The 17,675-nt window shown below is 59.5% G+C and carries 16 protein-coding genes; 14 read left to right on the top strand and 2 right to left on the bottom strand.

What is annotated here, in order from left to right; genetic code table 11:
• Positions 1–10: 10 nt before the first annotated feature.
• The 3 genes from dgoD to FBY12_RS24210 all read left to right on the top strand — a co-directional run bounded on the left by dgoD (position 11) and on the right by FBY12_RS24210 (position 3,508).
• Positions 11–1,159, top strand: coding sequence for a galactonate dehydratase (gene dgoD / locus FBY12_RS24220; protein WP_145256564.1), 1,149 nt, complete (start codon positions 11–13; stop codon positions 1,157–1,159).
• A gap of 174 nt (positions 1,160–1,333) precedes the next feature.
• The gene (locus FBY12_RS24215) at positions 1,334–2,644 is read left to right on the top strand and encodes an MFS transporter (RefSeq protein ID WP_145256562.1); all 1,311 of its coding nucleotides are present in this window, start codon (positions 1,334–1,336) and stop codon (positions 2,642–2,644) included.
• A 60-nt stretch (positions 2,645–2,704) separates the two neighbouring features.
• A complete protein-coding gene (locus tag FBY12_RS24210; RefSeq protein WP_145256560.1) occupies positions 2,705–3,508 on the top strand; it encodes an IclR family transcriptional regulator in 804 nt (267 codons plus the stop codon).
• A gap of 15 nt (positions 3,509–3,523) precedes the next feature.
• Here FBY12_RS24210 and FBY12_RS24205 read toward each other — a convergent pair whose 3' ends face one another.
• Positions 3,524–4,576: an NAD(P)-dependent alcohol dehydrogenase gene (locus FBY12_RS24205; RefSeq protein ID WP_145256557.1), complete on the bottom strand. Its 1,053-nt coding sequence runs from the start codon at positions 4,574–4,576 to the stop codon at positions 3,524–3,526.
• Between the two features lie 191 nt (positions 4,577–4,767).
• Between FBY12_RS24205 and FBY12_RS24200 the strand changes: the two genes are divergently transcribed.
• Entirely contained in the window at positions 4,768–5,658 is an 891-nt protein-coding gene (locus FBY12_RS24200) for an AraC family transcriptional regulator (RefSeq protein WP_121732035.1), read from the top strand.
• A 183-nt stretch (positions 5,659–5,841) separates the two neighbouring features.
• Here the strand turns inward: FBY12_RS24200 and FBY12_RS24190 are convergent, their stop codons facing one another.
• Complete coding sequence (locus FBY12_RS24190) at positions 5,842–7,506, bottom strand: electron transfer flavoprotein-ubiquinone oxidoreductase (RefSeq protein ID WP_145256551.1); 1,665 nt, start codon at positions 7,504–7,506, stop codon at positions 5,842–5,844.
• 545 nt (positions 7,507–8,051) lie between these two features.
• Between FBY12_RS24190 and FBY12_RS24185 the strand changes: the two genes are divergently transcribed.
• The 10 genes from FBY12_RS24185 (at position 8,052) to FBY12_RS24140 (ending at position 17,610) form a co-directional block, all read left to right on the top strand.
• Positions 8,052–8,801, top strand: coding sequence for an electron transfer flavoprotein subunit beta/FixA family protein (locus FBY12_RS24185; protein ID WP_007942046.1), 750 nt, complete (start codon positions 8,052–8,054; stop codon positions 8,799–8,801).
• A complete protein-coding gene (locus FBY12_RS24180) occupies positions 8,802–9,731 on the top strand; it encodes an electron transfer flavoprotein subunit alpha/FixB family protein (RefSeq protein WP_145256548.1) in 930 nt (309 codons plus the stop codon). It abuts the gene before it with no gap.
• A gap of 81 nt (positions 9,732–9,812) precedes the next feature.
• The gene (locus FBY12_RS24175; RefSeq protein ID WP_145256545.1) at positions 9,813–10,652 is read left to right on the top strand and encodes an ABC transporter substrate-binding protein; all 840 of its coding nucleotides are present in this window, start codon (positions 9,813–9,815) and stop codon (positions 10,650–10,652) included.
• 9 nt (positions 10,653–10,661) lie between these two features.
• The gene (locus FBY12_RS24170; RefSeq protein ID WP_121732043.1) at positions 10,662–11,018 is read left to right on the top strand and encodes a DUF4398 domain-containing protein; all 357 of its coding nucleotides are present in this window, start codon (positions 10,662–10,664) and stop codon (positions 11,016–11,018) included.
• The gene (locus FBY12_RS24165) at positions 11,015–11,833 is read left to right on the top strand and encodes an OmpA family protein (protein ID WP_121732044.1); all 819 of its coding nucleotides are present in this window, start codon (positions 11,015–11,017) and stop codon (positions 11,831–11,833) included. Before FBY12_RS24170 ends, FBY12_RS24165 begins: the two co-directional genes overlap by 4 nt.
• Before the next feature lie 192 nt (positions 11,834–12,025).
• The gene (locus FBY12_RS24160; RefSeq protein ID WP_121732045.1) at positions 12,026–13,465 is read left to right on the top strand and encodes a PLP-dependent aminotransferase family protein; all 1,440 of its coding nucleotides are present in this window, start codon (positions 12,026–12,028) and stop codon (positions 13,463–13,465) included.
• Between the two features lie 90 nt (positions 13,466–13,555).
• Positions 13,556–14,035 (top strand): translation initiation factor 2, encoded by a 480-nt coding sequence (locus tag FBY12_RS24155; protein WP_145256542.1) that lies wholly within the window; start codon positions 13,556–13,558, stop codon positions 14,033–14,035.
• A 165-nt stretch (positions 14,036–14,200) separates the two neighbouring features.
• Positions 14,201–14,455 (top strand): YkgJ family cysteine cluster protein, encoded by a 255-nt coding sequence (locus FBY12_RS24150; protein WP_092279344.1) that lies wholly within the window; start codon positions 14,201–14,203, stop codon positions 14,453–14,455.
• Between the two features lie 40 nt (positions 14,456–14,495).
• On the top strand, positions 14,496–15,101 hold the full coding sequence (locus FBY12_RS24145) for an START domain-containing protein (RefSeq protein WP_145256539.1): 606 nt from the start codon (positions 14,496–14,498) through the stop codon (positions 15,099–15,101).
• A 415-nt stretch (positions 15,102–15,516) separates the two neighbouring features.
• Complete coding sequence (locus FBY12_RS24140; RefSeq protein WP_121732048.1) at positions 15,517–17,610, top strand: LTA synthase family protein; 2,094 nt, start codon at positions 15,517–15,519, stop codon at positions 17,608–17,610.
• Positions 17,611–17,675 lie beyond the last annotated feature (65 nt).

Below are 17,675 nucleotides of genomic sequence, written 5' to 3'. Positions count from 1 at the left end.
GAGAGCAGAGATGAAAATCACCAAACTCACGACCTTCATCGTCCCGCCGCGCTGGTGCTTCCTCAAGATCGAAACCGACGAGGGCGTGACCGGTTGGGGCGAGCCCGTGGTCGAGGGCCGCGCCCACACCGTCGCGGCTGCCGTCGAGGAATTGTCCGACTACCTGATCGGCAAAGACCCACGCAACATCGAAGACATCTGGACTGTGCTTTATCGCGGCGGTTTCTACCGTGGCGGCGCGATCCATATGAGCGCATTGGCCGGCATCGACCAGGCGTTGTGGGACATCAAGGGCAAGGCGTTGGGTGTGTCGGTCAGCGACTTGCTCGGTGGCCAGGTGCGCGACAAGATTCGCGTGTATTCATGGATCGGCGGCGACCGTCCGGCCGACACCGCGCGCGCAGCCAAGGAAGCGGTCGAGCGTGGTTTCACTGCGGTGAAAATGAACGGCACCGAAGAGCTGCAATTTCTCGATTCCTTCGAGAAAGTCTACCTCGCGCTGGCCAACGTAGCCGCCGTGCGTGATGCGGTCGGGCCGAACGTCGGCATCGGCGTCGACTTCCATGGCCGGGTGCACAAACCCATGGCCAAGGTGCTGATGAAGGAGCTCGACCCGTACAAACTGATGTTCATCGAAGAGCCGGTGCTCAGCGAAAACTACGAAGCGCTGAAAGAACTGGCGCCGCTGACCAGCACGCCGATTGCCTTGGGCGAGCGCTTGTTCTCGCGCTGGGATTTCAAGCGTGTGCTGAGCGAAGGTTACGTCGACATCATCCAGCCCGATGCGTCGCACGCTGGCGGCATCACCGAAACCCGCAAGATCGCCAACATGGCCGAAGCCTACGACGTGGCGCTGGCGCTGCACTGCCCGTTGGGCCCGATTGCGCTGGCGGCGTGCCTGCAACTGGACGCGGTTTGCTACAACGCGTTCATTCAGGAACAGAGCCTGGGCATTCACTACAACGAGAGCAATGACCTGCTCGATTACGTGAAAGATCCGCGGGTGTTCGATTACGACAAAGGCTTCGTGAAGATTCCGAACGGACCGGGGTTGGGCATCGAGATCAACGAGGAATACGTGATCGAACGCGCAGCCGTCGGCCACCGCTGGCGCAACCCGATCTGGCGCCATGCCGATGGCAGCTTTGCCGAATGGTGAGGTCTGTCTGACCCAACACCACCCCTGTAGGAGCGAGGCTTGCCCGCGAAGGTCACGCCTCGGTCTACCTGACTTTCCTCGGCGTTAGTGCTGACGCCTTCGCGGGCAAGCCTCGCTCCTACAGGAGGTATTGCGCCCCATTGACCTCAATAAACATAAGAAGAGGCATCCCTCATGCAACCGCAAACCCTCACCGGGCAGGCGTCGTTGGTGACGCCCAGCCGCAAGCGTTTTTTCATCATGGTGCTGCTGTTCATCACCGTGGTGATCAACTACCTCGACCGCAGCAACCTGTCGATTGCCGCCCCGGCGCTGACCAGCGAACTGGGCATCGACCCGATCCACGTCGGCCTGATCTTCTCCGCATTCGGCTGGACCTACGCCGCCATGCAAATCCCCGGCGGCTGGCTGGTGGATCGCGTGCCGCCGCGCATTCTCTACAGCGTCGCCTTGCTGCTCTGGTCGATTGCCACGGTGATGCTCGGTTTCGCCGGCAGTTTCATCGCGTTGTTCGTGCTGCGCATGGCGGTCGGCGCGCTGGAAGCCCCGGCGTATCCAATCAACAGCCGCGTAGTCACCACCTGGTTCCCCGAGCACGAGCGCGCCACGGCCATCGGCTTCTACACCTCCGGGCAGTTTGTCGGGCTGGCGTTCCTGACGCCGGTACTCGCCTGGCTGCAGCATGAATTCGGCTGGCACATGGTGTTCGTCAGCACCGGCGTAGTCGGCATTATCTGGGCGGTGATCTGGTACGCGGTGTATCGCGAACCGCGGGATTTCAAGGGCGCCAACGACGCCGAAATCGACTTGATCCGCGAGGGCGGCGGCTTGGTCGATATCCAGGCTGACACCGCAAAAGCCAAGGCAAAATTCAGCTGGATCGACCTCGGCATCGTCCTCAGCAAACGCAAACTGTGGGGTATTTACCTCGGCCAGTTCTGCCTCAACTCGACGTTGTGGTTCTTCCTCACATGGTTCCCGACCTACCTGGTGAAATACCGCGGCATGGACTTCATCAAGTCCGGCCTGCTGGCCTCGTTGCCGTTTCTCGCGGCGTTCGTCGGTGTGCTGTGTTCCGGGTTCTTTTCCGATTTCCTGATTCGTCGCGGTTATACGGTGGGCTTCGCGCGCAAGTTGCCGATCATTGGCGGTCTGTTGATTTCGACCTCGATCATCGGCGCCAACTTCGTCGAATCGACGCCGCTGGTGATTGCCTTCCTCGCGTTGGCGTTCTTCGGTAACGGCCTGGCTTCGATCACCTGGTCGCTGGTCTCGACATTGGCCCCGGCGCGCCTGCTCGGCTTGACCGGCGGGGTGTTCAACTTCATCGGCAACCTGTCGGCGATCACCACGCCGATTGTCATCGGGTTCCTTGCGACCGGCGATTCGTTTGCTCCGGCGATCACCTACATCGCGGTGCTCGCATTGATCGGTGCACTTTCCTACGTGCTGCTGGTGGGCAAGGTCGAGCGTATCGAGTTGTAGTCGCCGCCATCGGGCGACCATAATGCCGCCCGTTCACTCGCTCAACGGTAAAGGCTGGATATGCAGGAAGACGCCCCAAAAATCGCCAAGGACGCCGCGCCGACCGGCACCCAGACTCTGCTTCGTGGTTTGGGTGTGGTTCAGGCTGTGGCCAGTGGCGCGCGCGATCTCAAGGAAATTGCCCGGCTGATCGGCACCACGCGCAGTACCACGCATCGCCTCGCCAGTTGCCTGGTGGACGAACGTTACCTGCGGGTGGTGCCGCAAATCGGTTATCTGCTGGGGCCGAAGTTGATCGAACTGGGTTTCCAGGCGCGCGAGGAATTGCCGCTGGTGACGTTGGCCGGGCCGTATCTGGATGAGTTGTCGGCGTTGACTGGTGACACCGTGCACCTGGCGATTCGCGAGGGCGACGAGGTGCTGTATCTGCACAAGAATCCGGGGCGCAATGGCCCGGAAATGCGTTCGCGGGTTGGCCATCGCATGCCGTTGGCGCGCACCGGGATCGGCAAGGCGTTGATGCTCGATGATTCGCAGCAAGACTGGAAACGTCTGTACGAAGTGAGCCTGCCGGCGGGTGGGAAAAATCAGTTCTGGCCGCTGCACCCCGAGCAATCCTGGGAGCAGTTTCAGCAGCGCATGATTGAGTACGTGGCGGGCGGTTACGCCTTCGACCTGGAGGACAACGAGCCGTCGATCCGCTGTGTCGCGGCGCCGATTCGGGATGCCAGCAAACGCATTGTTGCCGGGATCAGCATCGCCAGCACCGTGCCGTACATGCCGCTGGAAAAAATGGCCGAGCTGATTCCCCTGATCAAAGGGGTCACAGCCCGGCTATCAGCGGAGCTTGGTTTGAAAGTCTGAGACGCTACAGTTTGATCAGACTTTGAGCGTCGCCATGTCGATCACGAATCGGTATTTCACATCACCGGCAATCATGCGGGTGAACGCTTCGTTGATCTGATGGATGTCGAGCATTTCGATGTCGCAGGTGATGTTGTGCTCGGCGCAGAAATCCAGCACTTCCTGGGTTTCGGCGACGCCACCGATCAGCGAACCGGCGAGCACGCGGCGGCTCATCACCAGTTTGCCGGCGTGGACCGGTGGATCAACCGGTTCGATCAAGCCAACCAGAATGTGCACACCGTCGAAACGCAGGGTATCGAGGTACGGATTGAGGTCGTGCTGCACCGGAATGGTGTCCAGCAGGAAGTCGAAATGCCCTGCGGCAGCCTTCATCTGTTCAGCATCGGTGGACACGATCACGTGGTCCGCGCCTTGGCGACGACCTTCCTCAGCCTTGCTCGCCGAACGGGTGAACAGGGTGACTTCGGCGCCCATCGCTTTGGCGAATTTGATGCCCATGTGGCCGAGGCCGCCCATGCCGAGAATCCCGACTTTGTCGCCAGCCTTGACGCCGTAGTGCTTGAGCGGCGAGTAGGTGGTGATGCCGGCGCAGAGGATCGGCGCGGCGCTGGCCAGGTCGAGTTTTTCCGGGATGCGCACCACGAAATGCTCGCTGACGACGATGCTGTCGGAGTAACCGCCCATGGTGTTGCTGCCATCGACGCGGTCCGGCGTGGCGTAAGTCATGGTCGGACCTTCGAGGCAATATTGCTCGAGATCAGCCTGGCAGGCTTCGCAGCTGCGGCAGGAATCGACCATGCAACCGACGCCAACCAGATCGCCGATTTTGTGTTTGGTCACGTTCGCACCGACGGCGGTAACTTTGCCTACGATCTCGTGGCCGGGCATCAGTGGGTAAACGGCAATGCCCCACTCGTTGCGCGCCTGGTGAATGTCGGAGTGGCAGACGCCGCAGTACAGAATGTCGATGGCAACGTCGTCGGCCCGAGGGCTGCGGCGTTCGAATTTGACCGGGGCGAGGGGAGTGGTAGCCGACTGGGCGGCGTATCCGATAGCGGTGTACATGCAAAACCTCGCAAAAGCAGTGACAGTTGAGGCGTGCCATTTTGCGGGGCGAGGCGGTTATCAGCCATGACGATTCCTCCGGGTGTCATGCCTAATCCTCCGGCATGCGCCTTTGATTGGTCGCATAACGCGACAGACCTGCGATGATGCTTTCATCCCGAAATCTGCAACTTTTGTGTGAAGACTTGCCCATGCTGTTGACCCGCCATCTCGACGCCAACGCCACGTTGGTATCACTTCTGCAGCCGCTCACCACCCGCGACGGCTTCGCGCCGACGTTATTGCCCGGCGTGCAGGTATTGCGCGCCAGTCGCGACGTCGCGCGTGGTCCGCAAATCTACGAGCCGAGCCTGGTGATCATCGTTCAGGGCAGCAAATTGGCCTACCTAGGCCCGCGCACCCTCGAATATGGCGCCGGGCATTACTTGATTCAGGCGTTGCCGGTGCCGTTCGAGTGCGAGACGTTTGCCGCCGCCGAAGGGCCGATGCTGGGCCTTTCAATCGCGATCGACCGCGTGTTGCTCGGCGAATTGGTGCTGGCGATGGGCTTGATGCCGGGGCGCAACATCGCGGTGCAGACGCTGGAGTCGATGACCTCGGCGGTGCTCGATGACGAGATGCGCGGTTGCGCGGAGCGGTTGTTGCGCTGCCTGCACGATCCTCTGGAATCCCGGATCATGGGCCAGGCGCGGCTGCGGGAATTGCTGTTCGTCGCGTTGCGCGGTCCGCAGGCCGATGTGCTGCGGGCGCTGGTGGAGCAGCAGGGGCAGTTCGCGCGGATCGCGGCGTCGCTCAACCATTTGCACGGGCATTTCACCGAGCCGTTGAATGTCGAGACGCTGGCCAGTTGCGCGAACATGAGTGCTTCGACGTTTCACGAGCATTTCAAGCGCAGCACGTTGTTGTCGCCGGTGCAGTACCTGAAGCGATTGCGCTTGCTCAAAGCGCAGCAGTTATTGCTCTCGGAGGGCTTGGGCGTGGCGCAAGTGGCGCATCGGGTCGGGTATCAGAGTACGTCGCAATTCAGTCGCGAATATAAGCGCTACTTCGAGCGCAGCCCCGGCGATGAGCGCGCTGCCTGATGAATCGTCAAACCCTGTAGGAGTGAGCCTGCTCGCGATCGCGGTGGGTCAGCCTGCATTGATATTTAGCGATGGATTGCTATCGCGAGCAGGCTCACTCCTACAGGGGGATTGCGGTGTGAAGTTAATCGCGCACAACAAAAAGGCCCCCATTCCGGGAGCCTTGATGTTCAGACGTCGCGCTTACATGTTCGGGTAAGTCGGGCCGCCGGAGCCTTCCGGTGCTACCCAGGTGATGTTCTGTGCAGGGTCCTTGATGTCGCAGGTCTTGCAGTGAACACAGTTCTGGGCGTTGATCTGGAAGCGCTTCTCGCCGTCTTCCTTGGTCACCACTTCGTACACGCCGGCCGGGCAGTAACGCTGGGCGGGCTCATCGTACAGCGGCAGGTTTTTGCTGATCGGGATGCTCGGGTCGGTCAGCTTCAAGTGGCAAGGTTGTTCTTCTTCATGGTTGGTACCGGAGATGAACACCGAGCTGAGTTTGTCGAAGCTGAGTTTGCCGTCCGGTTTCGGGTAGTCGATCTTCTTGCAGTCGGCGGCGAGCTTGAGGCATGCGTAATCCGGCTTGTTGTCGTGCAAGGTGAACGGCAGTTTGCCGCCGAAGATGTTCTGGTCGAGCCAGTTGAAACCACCGCCGACAATCGCGCCGAACTTGTGGATCGCCGGGCCGAAGTTGCGGCTGGCGAACAGTTCGTCGTAGAGCCAGCTCTTCTTGAACGCGTCGACGTAAGTAGTCAGCTCTTCGGTGCCATCCTTCTCGGCGAACAGCGCCTCGGCAACCGATTCAGCGGCGAGCATACCGGACTTCATCGCGGTGTGGCTGCCCTTGATCTTGGCAAAGTTCAGCGTGCCCAGATCGCAACCGATCAGCGCGCCGCCCTTGAAGATCATTTTCGGCAGCGAATTGAGGCCGCCCTTGCAGATTGCGCGAGCGCCGTAGCTGATGCGCTTGCCACCTTCCAGGTATTGCTTGAGCACCGGGTGATGCTTGAGGCGCTGGAATTCGTCGAACGGCGACAGGTACGTGTTGCTGTAGGACAGATCGACGATCAGGCCGACCACCACCTGATTGTTTTCCAGGTGATAAAGGAAGGAGCCACCGGTGTTCTCGGAACCCATGATGTCCAGCGGCCAACCGGCGGTGTGCACCACCAGGCCTGGCTGATGCTTGGCCGGATCGATTTCCCAGATTTCTTTCAGGCCGATGCCGTAGTGCTGGGCGTCGGCATCGCTGTCGAGGTTGAAGCGCTTGATCAGCTGCTTGCCGATGTGGCCACGGCAACCTTCGGCGAACAACGTGTACTTGCCACGCAATTCCATGCCCGGGGTGTACAGGCCTTCTTTCGGATGACCCTCACGGTCAACGCCGAGGTCGCCAGTGATGATCCCGCGAACCACGCCGTTCTCGTCGAACAGGGCTTCCTGCGCAGCGAAGCCCGGGTAAATTTCCACGCCGAGGTTCTCGGCCTGCTGAGCGAGCCAGCGGCACAGGTTGCCCAGGGAGATGATGTAGTTGCCTTCGTTGTGCATGGTCTTGGGCACAAAGAGGTCGGGGATTTTCTGCGCGCTGTCGGCGTTCTTCAGAACGAAAATGTCGTCGCGGGTGACTGGCGTGTTCAGCGGTGCGCCGAGTTCTTTCCAGTCCGGGAACAATTCGTTCAGGGCGCGCGGTTCGAACACCGCACCAGACAGGATGTGAGCACCGACTTCGGAGCCTTTTTCGACCACGCAGACGCTGATTTCCTTACCGGCTTCGGCGGCCTTCTGCTTCAAGCGGCAGGCGGCGGAAAGACCAGCGGGGCCGGCACCGACGATGACCACGTCGAATTCCATGTATTCGCGTTCCACAGGCTATCTCCTACTCAAGGCTCAACAGTTTTTTTTCTAATTGGAGGTTTGGCGTCGTATCCAGGAACTCCGGCGCAAGGCTGGAAAAGGACAATCGATGAACCACCTTTCTCTCTAGGTGGCGCATTATATCTACACCACTCCTAGCGTCCAATACAAACGTTTGTTTGAATCGGCTCGAAGCCAGAGAAATCAAAGTCACGCGGCTTATGACTGGCCATTTTGCCGTATTGACCGGAATAGGCGTTCCGGTCAAGATACGGGCGGTTTTGCGCTCGCCGTAGGCTGACTGTTGGTTTCAAGAGCACCTCTAAAGACAGGGCGATGGCAGTACAAGGTGATGCGCAACGATGATTTGGCGCGCAGTTTACACGCCGCGAGATTGTATGACTCGTCAGTCACCACTGACGAACGGTCATCAGCAAAGCGAGCCGTGTCACCCCGTTCGGATGCCAGCGTTTTTAGAGGTGCCCTTGCGCCCACGAGCATCAACCGCCAGGTTCGCCTAGGCGACTTTCTTTTCACCGGAGAGTAACGAGGAATCCATGAAGGTTCTTGTAGCTGTCAAACGCGTTGTTGATTACAACGTCAAGGTTCGCGTCAAGGCGGACAATTCCGGCGTCGACCTCGCCAACGTGAAGATGTCGATGAACCCGTTCTGCGAAATCGCAGTGGAAGAAGCCGTACGCCTGAAAGAGAAAGGTGTTGCGACTGAAATCGTCGTCGTCTCCATCGGCCCGTCCACCGCTCAAGAGCAACTGCGCACCGCGCTGGCTCTGGGTGCCGACCGCGCCATCCTCGTCGAATCCGCTGAAGATCTGACTTCCCTGGCCGTTGCCAAACTGTTGAAAGCCGTTGTCGACAAGGAACAGCCACAGCTGGTGATCCTTGGCAAACAAGCGATCGACAGCGACAACAACCAGACTGGCCAGATGCTCGCTGCATTGAGCGGCTACGGCCAAGGCACCTTCGCTTCGAAAGTCGAAGTGTCGGGCGACAGCGTTGCCGTAACTCGCGAAATCGACGGCGGCGCGCAGACAGTTTCCCTGAAACTGCCGGCCATCGTCACCACCGACCTGCGTTTGAACGAGCCGCGTTACGCGTCCCTGCCAAACATCATGAAAGCCAAGAAGAAGCCTCTCGAAGTGCTGACTCCGGACGCTTTGGGCGTTTCCACCGCCTCCACCAACAAGACCGTCAAAGTCGAAGCGCCTGCTGCACGCAGCGCGGGTATCAAGGTCAAGTCGGTGGCTGAACTGGTTGAAAAACTCAAGAACGAAGCGAAGGTAATCTAAATGACTATCTTGGTTATTGCTGAACACGACAACAAAGTGCTGGCCCCGGCCACGCTGAACACCGTCGCTGCTGCCGTCAAAATCGGTGGTGACATCCACGTGCTGGTCGCCGGTCAAGGCGCTGGCGCCGTGGCTGAAGCCGCTGCGAAAATCGCTGGCGTGAGCAAAGTCCTGAACGCTGACAACGCCGCTTACGCGCATCAGCTGCCGGAAAACGTTGCGCCGCTGGTTGCAGAGTTGGCATCCGGCTACAGCCACATCCTGGCTGCCGCGACCTCCAACGGCAAAAACATCCTGCCGCGCGTTGCCGCTCAGCTGGACGTTGACCAGATCTCCGAGATCATCTCGGTCGAAAGCGCTGACACCTTCAAGCGCCCGATCTACGCCGGTAACGCCATCGCTACCGTGCAATCGAACGCTGCGATCAAAGTGATCACCGTGCGCGCCACCGGTTTCGACCCGGTTGCCGCTGAAGGTGGTTCGGCGGCTGTTGAAGCCGTTGGCGCTGCTCACGATGCTGCGATCTCGAGCTTCGTTGGCGAAGAACTGGCCAAGTCCGATCGTCCGGAACTGACCGCTGCCAAAATCGTCGTTTCCGGCGGTCGCGGCATGCAGAACGGCGACAACTTCAAACACCTGTACGCGCTGGCCGACAAGCTGGGCGCTGCTGTTGGCGCTTCCCGCGCGGCAGTCGACGCAGGTTTTGTACCCAACGATATGCAGGTCGGCCAGACCGGCAAAATCGTTGCGCCACAGCTGTACATCGCGGTCGGTATCTCCGGCGCGATCCAGCACCTGGCCGGCATGAAAGACTCCAAAGTGATCGTTGCGATCAACAAAGACGAAGAAGCGCCGATCTTCCAGGTGGCCGATTACGGCCTGGTCGCTGACCTGTTCGAAGCAATCCCCGAGTTGGAGAAGCTGGTCTAATCCAGCGGCTTCACTTATAAAGAGCCCGACCTTATGGTCGGGCTTTTTTTTTGATTCGGATTTGAGTGGGAGAGCTTCGCCATGGATCTGCGCCGCCTGTATGGCTGGTCTTTATTGCTGGGCCTGACGCTGGCGCCAGCGTTCGCGAGCGCGGCCGGCAAGTGCGAGCGCCTCGTTGTCACCGGCAGCCCGGATGCGCCGCCGTACCTGTGGCAAGACCCGCAAAATCCGAAAAAACTGATCGGCGCCAATGCCGATCTGCTGCAGCAAGTGGCGGCGGAGCTGGGCATCAAGGTTGACCTGCTCTATGCCGGCAAACGCTCGCAGGCGTTGGACGAGGTGCGCAGTGGGCGCATGGACATGCTCATCGACGCACCGTTGACCCTCAGCGAACTGGAAAGCCTGGACTACATCCATCCGCCGCTGCTGGAAAACGACTACCTGGTGTGGACGCGCAAAGGCTCGACGCTGGTCTACAGCGAAGCCAAAGACCTGCAGGGACACCCCGGCGCGGTGTCGGAAAAGTCTCGAATGACCGGCGGATTCGGCACTTTCGCCGAGCAGCAATTGACCCTCACGCGTACTCCAAACCTGACCCAGGCCTTGCAGAAATTGCTCCTTGGCGAGGTGGAATATGTACTCGCCGGCCGTTACTCGGGTATGGCGGCCGCGCAGGCATTGGCCATGGGCAACGACTTGCTGGCGTTTGAGCAACCCGTCGACCGCCCGGGCCTGTACCTCGCGGTTTCGCATAACTCGGCTTGCAACGATCCGTGGTTGCGCGGACAGCTGGCGAAAAAGATGACAGAATTGCCCGCGTCCGGTCTGGCGGAGACCGCGCTGCAACGCAATATCGAGCGTTGGAAAGCGCAGCAACAGCAGCAACCCCCGAGCACCCCGCCAGTACCCCAAAAAAAGTAGGGATTTTTAGTGAGTATTCGACCTCTTTTCGCTGCCCTGGCCGTTCTGGCTCTGGCGGGTTGTGCAGCCGATCCGGCGCCGAATGAACAGATTCGCCTGACCGAGCAGGCACTGGTACAAGCCAAGGCCGTTGGCGCCACTGCCGATGAAGTGCCGGAGATGAAACTGGCCGAAGACAAATTTGCCCGCGCTCAAGGCGACATGACCGACCAGTCCTACAAGCACGCCCGCATGCGCGCCGAACAAGCCGAGCTGGATGCGCGCCTCGCCGAAGCCCGGGTCCTGACCCTCAAGAGCCAGGAGCAGTTGAACGTCCTCAATACCCGCATCACTCGCCTGCGCAAGCAACTGGGAGATGCCAAATGAGCCTCGCCATCGGAAAAACCGCCATCGGCGGCCTGATCATCGTCGGTTGCGTCAGCCTGTACGGCTGCGCCGGGCAACACAGCGAGTCGGCCATTCAAGAGGCCAGCGTCGATTTCCAGAAGGTCAAGGAAGACTCGAACGTGCTGCGCATCGCGCCGAAAGACGTGATCCGCGCCGGCGAATCCCTGGCCCGCGCCGATCGCCTGTCCAGCTATTGGGGCAGCGGTTCGGACGTGGTGCATTACGCCTACTTGAGTCGGCGCTACAGCGAAATCGCCCGAGAGCACACCAATCAGGTGCTCAACGAAGAACAAGCCGCCAAGCTCGAACTGGAACGCCAACGCCTGCAACTGGCGTTGCGCGAATCCAAACTGCTCAGTGTGCAGCAGCAGGGTAAATGGCTCGAAGAACAGATCGTCGCGCTGGCGACTACTCAAACCGAGCGCGGTTTGGTGATGACGCTGGGCGACGTGCTGTTCGATACCGGCGAAGCGGAGTTGAAGAGTTCGGCCAACCGCGTGGTGTTGAAGATTGTGCAGTTCCTCCAGCTCAACCCGAAACGCGTGGTGCGCATCGAGGGCTACACCGACAGCACCGGCGGCAAGCAGGAAAACCTCAAACTGTCGCGCGACCGTGCGCAGTCGGTGGCTGATGTGTTGATGGACCTGGGCATTGACGATAAACGCATTCAGGTCGAAGGTTACGGCGATGAATACCCGGTAGACGCCAACGCCTCCGAACGGGGTCGCGCGCAGAATCGTCGGGTGGAAATTGTTTTCTCCGACGAAAAAGGTCAGCTCGGCGCTGCCCGCTAAGGCAATCTCCAATGAAACCCGGCACCGCGCCGGGTTTTTTTATGCCTGTGAATCGCTTCGCAAAGCAGTACAGATTTTGCTGACACTGCACTGTACCGTCGTCTATTGTGGCAACTGTCCCCGTACACTTCTAAACTGTTCCGGTATTGTTTCGCACAAGAATAAAATGCCCGTGAAATCGAGTGCTGCGTCATGACCAATCTCTTGCTCTACCAACGTATTGCTCAGCAACTGGCCGAGGACATCCGCCGTGGTGTCTATCAACCGGGGGAGCGCGTGCCTTCGGTGCGCAAGATGAGTTCGCAGCTCAACGTCAGCCACGCGACGGTGTTGCAGGCGTACGCCAACCTCGAAGATCAGGGCCTGATCCGCGCCCGGCCGCAATCCGGTTACTACGTTCACCAGACGCCGGCCCTGACCGCGCCGACCCCGGACATCGCGCGGGTCGAACGCCCGGGGCTGGTCACGCGCAGCAGCATCATTCAACAAGTGCTGGTCGAATCTCGGCGCGAAGGCGTGTTTCCGCTGGGCGCGGCGGTGCCGAGTGTCGATTACCTGCCGGTCCGCGCGCTGCATCAGCAGTTGGCCAAAGTCACTCGATTCCATAGCCCGCGCGCCTTCAGTTACATGTTCAGTCCCGGTTTTGAGCCGCTGCGTCGGCAAGTGGCGATTCGCATGCGCGACGCTGGCGTGGTGGTCGATCCGTCGGAAGTGGTGATCACCCACGGCTGCGTCGATGCCTTGCAGATGTCATTGCGCGTGCTGACCCGCCCCGGAGATTTGATCGCTGCCGAGTCGCCGACTTATTACGGTTTGCTGCAACTGGCTGACCTGCTCGGCCTCAAAGTCATCGAAATCCCCAGCGATCCCGCCACCGGCATGAGCCTGGAAGCCTTGCAACTGGCGGCCAATCAGTGGTCGATCAAAGCGTTGGTGCTGACCACGCGCCTGAGCAATCCGCTGGGCGGAACCATGCCCGAGGAACGCCAGAAACAATTGCTGCGGCTGGCGTCGGACTTCGATATCCAGATCGTTGAAGACGATATCTACGGCGAACTGATGTTCGAGCAGGGCCGCACCAAAGCGCTCAAGGCTTACGACCGGCTGGATCGAGTGATCTATTGCTCAAGCTTCTCGAAAACCCTGTCGCCGGGCGTGCGCATCGGCTGGATGATTGCCGGCAAGTACCAGCAAGAGATCCAACGTTTGCAGACCTTCAGCACCCATTCGGCGTGCAGCGTCACGCAAATGGGCATCGCCGCGTACCTGGAGAACGGTGGATACGACCGGCATTTGCGCTACATCCGCCAGGAATACCGGAAAAACCTCAGCGCGTTCCAATTGGCGGTGCAGCAATACTTCCCTGAAGGCACGCAAATGAGCCGACCTACCGGTGGCTTTATTTTGTGGGTGAGCCTGCCGGGGCGGGTCAATACTCAGGAACTGCACGTGCGTGCGTTGCAACAAGGCATCAGCATTGCACCGGGGCTGATCTTCAGTAACACCGAGCAATTCAATCACTGCATCCGCCTCAATTGCGGCACCGCGTGGAACCGCGAGGCCGAGCGCGCATTGATGACGTTGGGCTTGCTCGCAACGCAACTGTGTCAGGAAACGGCCAGCAGTTTTTGATCAAACGGACAGTTGAATAGCTGTCCGCGCTTGTCATGTGGCGCTCAACGCGCGAGCATATGGCCCTCTGCCGTTAGTGCCGTTGGGTCCATGAAAACGATTTTTTCTGTTGCCTGGCTGTCGATTTTCCTCGTGACGACTGCGGTTCCGCTGGCTGCGACGGCGGCTGCCGTCCAGGATAAGCCCGCCGCCAGCAGTACTGAGCAAGCGCCAAAGAAACCTGCCGTGGCGAAAAAAGCCGCCCCAGCCAAGAAGAAAGCCGCGCCGGTGAAAAAGCGTGCGCCGATTGCTTCCAAGTCCAAATCGGCGCGTGAAGTGGTCAAGACCACCAAGTTGCCGCCCGCCGATCTCGACCTGAGCCTGCCGCAACACATGGTCGAAGACCTCAAGCCTGCCGGCACTGTGCCGTTGCCGAAACATGACGGTGTGTTGCCGCAAATGTTCGGCGACAAGACCAGTGACTTCCAGCTCAATGGCCGTTTGATCAGCAATGAAATGCAGCTGCAATTGCGCAACGAAGAGCGCCGGGACGTGGATGGCGCAGCACTCGAATTCGAGTTCAAGCGCTAATCAGCGCCATCTGTAAGCCGCAGGCCAGACACTTCGTCGGAGACTGCTCGGTCACGTTCGCTTGAGTGCACAAACGGCGCCCGTAGCAATTTGAAACAGTCGTTTTAGCGGTTACTCTGTGTCCCGTCCCTTTTACACATCACCCGTTGCGAGGTTGTTGTCGTCATGAAATGCCGCGAAGGCTGTGGCGCCTGTTGCATTGCCCCTTCCATCAGTTCACCGATTCCCGGAATGCCGCAAGGCAAACCTGCGGGAGAACGTTGCGTGCAACTGTCTGTCGAAAACCTGTGCAACATTTTCGGCCAGGCTGAACGCCCGGCGGTGTGCTCGGCTTTCTCGGCCGACGCCGAGGTTTGCGGCAGCAGCAGCGAAGAAGCGATCCGCCTGCTCGGCTGGTGGGAGCAAATGACCGCCGCGTGATGTGTTCAAGAATGGAACTTCAACAATAAGGAATAACACTATGGGTTCGCTGCATCGTATAGCTGTGCTGTGTGGTTTGACGGTAGCGCTGGCCACTTCGGCTGCGCAGGCTGAAGAATGGAAAGTCGCGAAAGACCAGGACGGCATCAAGGTTTCCCTGAGTGAAGTGGCGGGTTCCGATTTCAAGGCCTATCAGGGCGTGACGTTGATGAAGACCACCATCGCCAAGTTGCGCGCGTTGCAGGAAGACGTGGCGGGCGCCTGTTCGTGGATTCACGAGTGCAAGGCGCAGAAGTTGCTCAAGCACGAAGGTGATCAGAGCTGGACCTACACCCAATTCAATACGCCGTGGCCGGTCACCCCGCGTGATTCGGTATTGCACGTCACCACCGTCGAAGGCGCCGATGGCAGCCTGACGCGCAAACTTGAAGGCGCGCCGAAGTACATTCCTGAAGAAAAAGGTTTTGTCCGCGTTCAGGAAGTCGACGGCTTCTGGAAGTTCGTGCCAAAAGGCGATCAAGTCGAAGTGACGTATCAGGTGCACACGAATCCGGGCGGCAGCGTGCCGTCGATGGTTGCCAACAAGTTTGTGGTCGATGCTCCGTTCAATACCCTGAAAGCCTTGAAAGAACGCGCCGAGAAATAACCGCGCCGCGCTACAAAAAACGCCCCGACACAATCGGGGCGTTTTTATTACAACCGAACAACCCAAAACCCTGTAGGAGCGAGCCTGCTCGCGATCACGATTTATCACTCGATAAAAATGTTGGCTGACACACCGCTATCGCGAGCAAGCCCAACCTCAAAGGTATTGCCCATCAACAGACACCGCACCGCCCATTCTTTATTGTGTTTCCAGATATGCGTTGTACGAAATTTTCACAATGCCTCCAAGACAATTCGCCCGCGTCAATTTGCCGAACAGTAATCAATGGCAATGGCGTCAGTGATCGTGCAACATTTGCGCACCGCGCGAGCCCCGGGGCCAGGTAGTGGCCAACAGAGGGCAGGGCGCAGCTGTATTTTTTGCAACTTAAACTTCCAATGGGTCCTAAAACGACATGGCAAACCCGGACGCCCTGAATCAGCAGCGAGCTTCTAGTCGCCTGCTGCAACCGACCGTCAAATCGCATCTGGCCTACACGCTCCTGTGTGCCCTGGTCATGATGGTCATGTTCAGCCTGCTGCGCCTCGCGCTGCTGGTTTACAACCGCGCGATGATCCTCGACACACCCGCTTCGACCTTCGTCGAAGCCTTCGCCAACGGCCTGCGTTTCGACCTGCGCCTGGTGGTCTACCTGAGCATTCCGCTGCTGCTGGCCTTGTTCAGTGCCCGCGCAATGGCGGCTCGCGGGTTCTTCCGTTTCTGGCTGACCCTGGCGTCGAGCATCGCGCTGTTCCTCGGCCTGATGGAAATGGACTTCTACCGCGAGTTCCACCAGCGCCTCAACGGCCTGGTTTTCCAATACGTACGCGAAGACCCGAAAACCGTGGCGAGCATGCTCTGGTACGGTTTCCCGGTGGTTCGTTACCTGCTGGCGTGGGCCTTCGGCACGTTGCTGCTGACCCTCGCGTTCAAGGGCGCCGACCGCGCCACTCGGCCGCGCGGTCCGTTCAGCGGTGGCAGCGTCGGCACGCGGCAGATTGCGCCGTTGTACGCGCGCGTCGGGGTGTTCGTGGTTTGCCTGCTGATCTGCGTGGTCGCCGCGCGCGGCACGCTGCGTCAGGGCCCGCCAATGCGTTGGGGTGACGTTTACACCACCGATTCCAACTTCGCCAACCAACTGGGCCTCAACGGCACGTTGTCGCTGGTCGCGGCGGCGAAGTCGCGGATGTCCGAAGATCGCGACAACATCTGGAAAGCCACGCTGCCACAGCCACTGGCCCAGCAGACCGTGCGTGACATGTTGCTGACCCCGAGCGACAAATTGGTCGACGAAGACATTGCCGCCGTGCGCCGCAACTTCACGCCGAATGCCGACAAGACGTTGCCGATCAAAAACGTCGTAGTGATCCTGATGGAAAGCTTCGCCGGTCACTCGGTGGGCGCCTTGGGTCGTCCGGGCAATATCACCCCGGCGTTCGACAAGTTGAGCAAGGAAGGTCTGTTGTTCGACCGCTTCTTCTCCAACGGCACGCACACCCACCAGGGCATGTTTGCGACGATGGCCTGTTTCCCCAACTTGCCGGGTTTCGAATACCTGATGCAAACCCCGGAAGGCAGCCACAAGTTGTCGGGTCTGCCGCAACTGCTCAGTGCGCGTGATTATGACGACGTGTATGTCTATAACGGCGACTTTGCCTGGGACAACCAGTCGGGTTTCTTCAGCAACCAGGGCATGACCAACTTCATCGGCCGCAACGACTTTGTTGATCCGGTGTTCTCCGATCCGACGTGGGGCGTGTCCGACCAGGACATGTTCAACCGTGGCCTCGAAGAGTTGAAAGCACGCGACGGCAAGGACAAAAAACCGTTCTATGCCTTGCTGCAAACCCTGTCCAACCACACGCCATACGCCTTGCCGACGCCATTGCCGGTCGAGCGCGTAACCGATCGTGGCAGCATGAACGAACACTTGACCGCCATGCGTTACTCCGACTGGGCGCTGGGTCAGTTCTTCGAGAAGGCGCGTAAAGAGCCTTACTTCAACGAAACCCTGTTCGTGGTAGTTGGTGACCATGGCTTCGGCAACGAAGAGCAAATCACTGAAATGGACCTCGGCCGCTTCAACGTTCCGATGCTGTTGATCGGGCCGGGCGTGCAGCAGAAGTTCGGCGAGCGTGACCACACCGTGGGCACGCAGATCGACGTGGTGCCGACCATCATGGGTCGCATCGGCGGCGACGTGATCCATCAATGCTGGGGTCGTGACCTGCTGAACCTGCCGGAAGGCGACAAGGGTTTCGGCGTGATCAAGCCTTCGGGCAGTGATCAGACCGTGGCCTTGCTGACCGCAGATCGGGTGCTGGTATTGCCCAAGGAAATGCCGCCGAAGTTGTACAGCTACGAGTTGGGCGCCAACCCGAAAGGCACGGTGATTCCCGATGCGCCGGACGAAGCGGCACTCAAGCAGAAACTCGAGTCGTTCCTGCAAACCGCAACCAAGAGCCTGATCGACAACACCGCCGGTGTGGTTAACGGCAAACCGGACTAAACGCTGAGGCAATAAAAAAGAGGCCCTTTTTCAAGGGCCTCTTTTTTTGGGTCGGGGTTGACGCT

This window comes from Pseudomonas sp. SJZ131 (assembly GCF_007828705.1).
Taxonomy (GTDB): Bacteria; Pseudomonadota; Gammaproteobacteria; order Pseudomonadales; family Pseudomonadaceae; genus Aquipseudomonas; species Aquipseudomonas prosekii.
The sequence above is the reverse complement of the archived record's forward strand: the minus strand, read 5'-3'. Positions and strand labels throughout refer to the sequence as shown.